The 7073-nt window shown below is 41.0% G+C and carries 5 protein-coding genes and 1 tRNA gene; all 6 read left to right on the top strand.

All coding sequences use genetic code 11. From position 1 onward, the window contains the following. The first annotated feature begins 182 nt into the window (after positions 1 to 182). Complete coding sequence (tig, locus tag ABPH35_RS02795; RefSeq protein ID WP_349988167.1) at positions 183 to 1466, top strand: trigger factor; 1284 nt, start codon at positions 183 to 185, stop codon at positions 1464 to 1466. A 182-nt stretch (positions 1467 to 1648) separates the two neighbouring features. Next, positions 1649 to 2236: a DNA-directed RNA polymerase subunit delta gene (gene rpoE, locus ABPH35_RS02800; protein WP_349988168.1), complete on the top strand. Its 588-nt coding sequence runs from the start codon at positions 1649 to 1651 to the stop codon at positions 2234 to 2236. A gap of 110 nt (positions 2237 to 2346) precedes the next feature. Then, entirely contained in the window at positions 2347 to 3957 is a 1611-nt protein-coding gene (locus tag ABPH35_RS02805) for a CTP synthase (protein ID WP_368849589.1), read from the top strand. A 136-nt stretch (positions 3958 to 4093) separates the two neighbouring features. Continuing rightward, complete coding sequence (locus tag ABPH35_RS02810) at positions 4094 to 5653, top strand: ATP-binding cassette domain-containing protein (protein WP_368849590.1); 1560 nt, start codon at positions 4094 to 4096, stop codon at positions 5651 to 5653. A gap of 63 nt (positions 5654 to 5716) precedes the next feature. Further along, positions 5717 to 5802: transfer RNA gene (locus ABPH35_RS02815), tRNA-Leu, on the top strand. A 173-nt stretch (positions 5803 to 5975) separates the two neighbouring features. Continuing rightward, positions 5976 to 6857: a class II fructose-bisphosphate aldolase gene (locus ABPH35_RS02820; RefSeq protein ID WP_119875979.1), complete on the top strand. Its 882-nt coding sequence runs from the start codon at positions 5976 to 5978 to the stop codon at positions 6855 to 6857. Positions 6858 to 7073 lie beyond the last annotated feature (216 nt).

Below are 7073 nucleotides of genomic sequence, written 5' to 3' on the forward strand. Positions count from 1 at the left end.
TTGGAAAGTGAGAATCGGTTGCGGTATATTTTTATTATAGTCCTTTTTGGTCAAACGATAAAGAAAATAGCGGGTTCTTATCGATGGAAATTATGAAAAGATTTGGCACAAAAATTTGGAGAATACAGTAAGATATGATATAATAGTGTGTATGCAATAAAATTTTAAGGAGAAATGACAGAATGTCTGTATCATTTGAATCAAAAGAAACAAACCGCGGTGTCTTGACATTTACAATCGCTCAAGATGCTATCAAACCAGAATTGGATCGTGTATTTAACAAGGTTAAAAAAGATATTAACGTACCTGGATTCCGTAAAGGTCATTTGCCACGTGCAGTTTTCAACCAAAAATTTGGTGAAGAATCATTGTACCAAGATGTTGTGAATGCCCTTTTACCAGCAGCTTATGAAGCGGCGGTAGCAGAAGCAGCTCTTGAAGTGGTTGCTCAACCAAAAATCGAAGTTGTGTCTATGGAAAAAGGTCAAGATTGGACGATTACTGCTGAAGTCGTTACAAAACCAGAAGTGAAACTTGGTGCTTATAAAGATCTTGAAGTATCTGTAGAAGTTTCAAAAGAAGTAACAGATGAAGAAGTCGATGCAAAAGTTGAACGTGAGCGCAATACGTTAGCAGAATTGGTGATCAAGGAAGCACCAGCTGCTGAGGGTGATACAGTTGTGATTGACTTCGTTGGCTCAATCGACGGTGTTGAATTTGACGGTGGAAAAGGTGAAAACTTCTCATTAGCTCTTGGTAGCGGTCAATTTATCCCAGGATTTGAAGACCAATTGGTAGGCCACAGTGCAGGTGAAGAAGTAAATGTAGAGGTAACCTTCCCTGAAGATTACCAAGCAGCAGACTTGGCAGGAAAACCAGCCCTCTTTGTGACAAAAATTCATGAAGTCAAAGCAAAAGAAGTGCCAGCGCTTGATGATGAATTAGCGAAAGATCTTGACGAAGAGGTGGAAACACTTGATGAGTTGAAAGCAAAATACCGCAAAGAATTAGAAGCTGCAAAAGAAATCGCTTTTGATGATGCCGTTGAATCAGCAGCACTTGATTTGGCGGTTGCGAATGCAGAAATCGTTGACCTTCCAGAAGAAATGGTTCACGAAGAAGTACACCGCGCTATCAACGAATTCCTTGGTGGTATGCAACAACAAGGTATTTCACCAGATATGTACTTCCAAATCACAGGAACCACACAAGATGATCTTCACAAACAATATGAAGCAGATGCTGAAAAACGCACAAAAACAAACCTAGTGGTTGAAGCGGTAGCAAAAGCAGAAGGTTTTGAAGCAACAGCAGAAGAAATCGAAGCAGAAATTACTGAATTGGCTGCAACATACAACATGGAAGTAGAACAAGTTCGTCGCCTTCTTTCAGAAGATATGTTGAAACATGACATTGCAGTGAAAAAAGCTGTTGAAGTGATTACAAGCACAGCCACTGTAAAATAAAAAATCGACTAATAGAGGTTGAGTTACGTCTCAGCTTCTATTTTTCTCTCATGCTAGCGAGAATGAAATTATCTTTGACTATTTACTGATTTTAGCGTAAAATAGTAAGGAAAGACAAAAAATGAATTCGTCCTAAGCCCTCGTTGCTGAAACGGATTCAGATAGACAGAAGGAGAATAGCCTTGGAATTAACGGTATTTGCAGGACAAGAAAAAAGTGAACTATCCATGATTGAGGTGGCGCGTGCTATCTTGGAAGAACGTGGCCGTGATAACGAGATGTATTTCAATGATTTGGTCAATGAAGTGCAAAATTATTTAGGAAAATCAAATAGTGATATTCGTGCGACCTTGCCTATTTTCTACTCTGACTTGAATGTGGACGGTAGCTTCATCCCTCTTGGCGAAAATAAATGGGGGCTTCGTTCATGGTATGCGATTGACGAAATTGATGAAGAAGTCATTACACTTGAAGAAGATGACGAAGACGCACCAAAACGGAAGAAAAAACGTGTCAATGCCTTTATGGATGGCGATGAAGATGCGATTGACTATGGAAATGATGATCCAGAGGACGAAGATGGCTATGGAACAACGACATCAACTGAATATGGCGACGATAATCCAGATGATGAGAAAGATGAAGTAGAGTCATACGATTCAGAAATCAATGAGATTATTCCAGATGAAGATTTGGTCGATGAAGAAGTTGAGCTAAATGAAGAAGATGATGATTATTCGGAAGAAGATGATACAGTCGACGAAGCTTAATGATCATTTGACAAATGCCTCTATTTTCGATATGCTATTAGTCGGGCACCTCTTTTGAGGTTAAGGCTCCCTGTTTCAGGGAGCTATTTTGTTTTTTAAAGGAGAATTGCATGACAACAAAGTATATTTTTGTGACGGGTGGCGTGGTGAGTTCCATTGGGAAAGGGATTGTAGCTGCTAGTTTGGGACGTCTCTTAAAAAATCGCGGTTTGAAAGTCACGATTCAAAAATTTGACCCCTACATCAATATTGACCCAGGGACGATGAGCCCGTATCAGCACGGGGAAGTATTTGTTACAGATGACGGAGCAGAGACGGACCTTGATTTAGGTCACTATGAACGCTTTATTGATATTAATCTCAATAAATATTCGAATGTGACGACAGGGAAGATTTACAGTGAGGTTCTTCGTAAGGAACGCAAAGGAGAATACCTTGGAGCAACGGTTCAAGTCATTCCTCATATTACAGATGCTTTGAAGGAAAAAATCAAACGGGCTGCAACGACAACGGATTCAGATGTGATTATCACAGAAGTCGGAGGAACGGTTGGAGATATTGAAAGCTTGCCGTTTCTTGAAGCTCTTCGTCAAATGAAGGCGGATGTGGGTGCTGATAACGTTATGTATATCCACACGACTCTCCTTCCCTATTTGAAGGCGGCAGGTGAGATGAAAACCAAACCAACTCAGCATTCGGTCAAAGAAATACGCGGACTTGGGATTCAGCCAAATATGTTGGTGATTCGGACAGAAGAGCCTGCTGGTCAAGGTATTAAGAATAAATTGGCCCAATTTTGTGATGTGGCACCAGAAGCAGTGATTGAGTCGCTTGATGTAGAGCATTTATATCAGATACCGCTTAATTTACAAGCACAAAACATGGATCAAATCGTCTGCGATCATTTGAAGATTGATGCGCCAGCAGCAGATATGACAGAATGGTCTGCTATGGTGGACAAGGTCATGAACTTGAAAAAACAAGTGAAGATTGCCTTGGTCGGAAAATATGTGGAATTGCAAGACGCCTATATCTCTGTTGTGGAAGCTCTTAAACATTCTGGCTATGCCAATGACGCGGAAGTGAAGATTGATTGGATCAATGCTAATGATGTGACGGCGGATAACGTGGCTGAACTCTTGGGGCATGCGGATGGCATTATCGTTCCTGGTGGATTTGGTCAACGTGGAACAGAAGGGAAAATTCAAGCCATCAGATATGCACGTGAACAAGATGTACCAATGCTTGGAGTCTGCCTTGGTATGCAGTTAACCTGTATCGAGTTTGCCCGCCATGTTCTTGGACTGGAAGGAGCGAATTCTGCAGAATTGGACGCAGCAACACCGTATCCAATCATTGATATTATGCGCGATCAGATTGATGTCGAAGATATGGGTGGAACGCTTCGCTTGGGACTTTACCCAACAAAACTTAAGAAGGGAAGTCGCGCTGCAGCTGCCTATGACAATCAAGATGTTGTCCAAAAACGCCATCGTCATCGCTACGAATTTAACAATCAATTCCGTGAAACCTTTGAAAAAGCAGGCTTTGTTTTCTCTGGTGTATCACCAGATAATCGTCTGGTCGAAATCGTGGAAATTCCAGATAATCAATTCTTTGTAGCTTGTCAGTATCACCCAGAACTCTCCAGTCGTCCAAATCGTCCAGAAGGCCTATACACTGCCTTTGTAACCGCAGCAATGGAACATCAGTCTCGCTAATTTGACTCATCATCTTTACCTTTGAAGGGGCGGTGTTTTTGGATAAAGTGAGCTGTAATACAAATAAGAATAGGTGTTTATTTGCTAGCAATTCCAGAGATAGATTGACATGACTTACTTGAAAAGGAGCTACAAAATGAAAAAGGGGTATTTCATCATCACGATTCTTGTCATTACCATCGTGGCAGCTACTAATGTGTATTTTAGCTATCAGACATCTCATATTGTGGATAGTGTGACTCAGCGAGATGGGACAGCTTTTCAACAGAATGTCGTCTGGATGCTAGTAGCTATGGTTCTACTGCTGGGAGCAGAGCTGATTCGGCAAATCTGTAACCAACGCTTTCTCAATCAAGTTTCATATCGGATTCATCAAAATGTGATTGCCCGTCTTTTAATGGGGAAGGGACTGATGAAACGGTCAGAAGCTGGTCATTATGTTTCACAAGTGAACAACGATATTGAAACGGTTAAGGATTTGTACTATGATACTATTTTTTCTCTCTATCAAGGTGTCATTTCCTTTGTGATAGCTAGTCTGGCTTTGGTCGTGCTAGACAGGAAAATAGCAGTCGTCATTTTGTTGACTTCTCTCTTACCGGTGGTGATTCCGTATGTTTTCAAAACAATTCGCGCACAGATTCAGAAACGATTATCACAAGAAAAAGCGCAGTATCAAGCCAAGATAAACGATTTGCTGTCTAGTCTTATTCTGGTGCAAAATATCGGACTGTCTCGAGAATTTTCTGAAATACTAACTAGTCAGTATCATCGAATCAACCAAGAAGAGAATCGGCAAGCCACATGGAAAGCAATTGTCAATGTCCTGTCAGCAGTACCGTTTTATCTGACCTTTGTTCTGATTTTATACTTGGGTGGACAAGCTGTGTTTGCAGGGCAGTTGAGTATCGGGTCTTTAGTAGCTATTTACACGATTTCGTTAGAATTATCCATGCCCATTTTGCTAGTTGCAGGCGCTGTTTCTGATATGACCTCCGTAGGAAGCATTCGCAAAAAGTTAATGGAATCTTCTATGCTACCTGTAGTTCCTGCGTCAATCAAGTTTTCCGATTTTCGAGATATCGAGCTTCGTGGTCTAGTGTATCAAATCGAAGACAAGCGCATTTTTAGCAATCTAACGCTGAAATTTGAAGCAGGGAAAAAATACTTAATCCAAGGTGAAAGTGGTGTTGGCAAATCAACATTAGCTTATCTACTAACGCAAAACACTGAACAGCAAGTGAGAGGGATTTATATCAATGGGATAGAAACTACTCAGCTCTCCTACCAGACTGTTCAGTCGTATATGAGTTTTCTTCCCCAAAAAGTCAGCTTGTTCCACACAAGTATTTGGCATAACCTTACCCTAAACCGTCCTGTGAGTGAAGCAAGTGTCTTTGAGTGGCTGGACCGCTTTGGGCTGTCTGATCGTTTTCCGTCAAGACTTGCGATGGAACATGAAATCGTTGATGCTGATAGTAGTCTGTCGGGAGGTCAACAACAGCGATTGGTTCTCATTCGGAACTTGCTACTAGAAAAACCAGTTTTGATACTGGATGAGACTTTGTCAGGGTTGGATGATGCGACTTTTTCTGCTGTTGAAAGAGCTTTGCTGGAGCAGGAAAATATAACCTTACTCCATATTAGCCACCGGACCTATTATGAACAAAGATATGATCGGCAAATAATTTTATAAAAAATATTCGGAAAAGTATTGACAAGAAATCCCCTCCTTGGTATACTAGTAAGGTACTCAATCGCGGGGATGGCGGAATTGGCAGACGCGCAGGACTAAGGATCCTGTGACCGCTTTAGGTCGTGAGGGTTCAAGTCCCTCTCTCCGCATAGCTTAGACTGGTTTTGCCAGTCTTTTTTCTTGTAAATAGACTGTGAAAGTTATCGCATTTTTCAAAAACTAGATTGAAAGAGCAGAAAAAAAGTGGCGTTTTTATCGAAAACGTGATAAAATAAACAATGTAAGTGGGAGAAGCCCACAAAAATTAAGAGGAGGCTAGAAAATGCCAGTCGTTTCAGCAGAAAAATTCGTCCAAGCAGCTCGTGACAACGGTTACGCAGTTGGTGGATTTAACACAAACAACCTTGAGTGGACTCAAGCTATCTTGCGTGCAGCAGAAGCTAAAAAAGCTCCTGTTTTAATCCAAACATCAATGGGTGCAGCGAAATACATGGGTGGTTATAAAGTAGCTCGTAACTTGATTGCAAACCTTGTAGAATCAATGAACATCACTGTTCCAGTTGCAATTCACCTTGACCACGGTCATTACGAAGATGCACTTGAGTGTATCGAAGTTGGTTACACTTCAATCATGTTTGACGGTTCACATCTTCCAGTTGAAGAAAACCTTGAAAAAGCACGCGAAGTGGTTAAATTGGCACACGCAAAAGGAATTTCAGTTGAAGCTGAAGTTGGAACAATCGGTGGAGAAGAAGACGGAATTATCGGTTCTGGTGAACTTGCTCCAATCGAAGATGCCAAAGCAATGGTAGAAACAGGTATCGACTTCTTAGCAGCTGGTATCGGTAACATCCACGGTCCATACCCAGCAAACTGGGAAGGTCTTGACCTTGATCACTTGAAGAAATTGACAGAAGCTGTTCCAGGTTTCCCAATCGTACTTCACGGTGGTTCTGGTATTCCCGATGAGCAAATCCAAGCAGCTATCAAACTTGGTGTAGCAAAAGTTAACGTAAATACGGAGTGCCAAATCGCATTTGCAAATGCAACTCGTAAATTTGCAGCAGCTTATGAAGCAAACGAAGCAGAATACGACAAGAAAAAACTCTTTGACCCACGTAAATTCTTGGCTGATGGTGTAAAAGCTATCCAAGCATCTGTTGAAGAGCGTATTGACGTTTTCGGTTCTGAAAACAAGGCTTAATTAGCTCCAATATCGAACAACTTCTCAATTGAGAAGTTGTTTTTGAATGGCAAAAAACAGTCTAAAAGGAGTGAATTAAGCGACTATTCCGAAAGTTCTAAAATGAAGTTAGCCAGTCAAGGGTATTAAAAAACATCTCAGAGAGATATAATTGTAATCACCACAACAACAATTAGAAAGACTCTGAGATGCAACACTATTATACACCAAAAAGAA

The organism is Streptococcus handemini (assembly GCF_040984445.1).
GTDB lineage: Bacteria > Bacillota > Bacilli > Lactobacillales > Streptococcaceae > Streptococcus > Streptococcus handemini.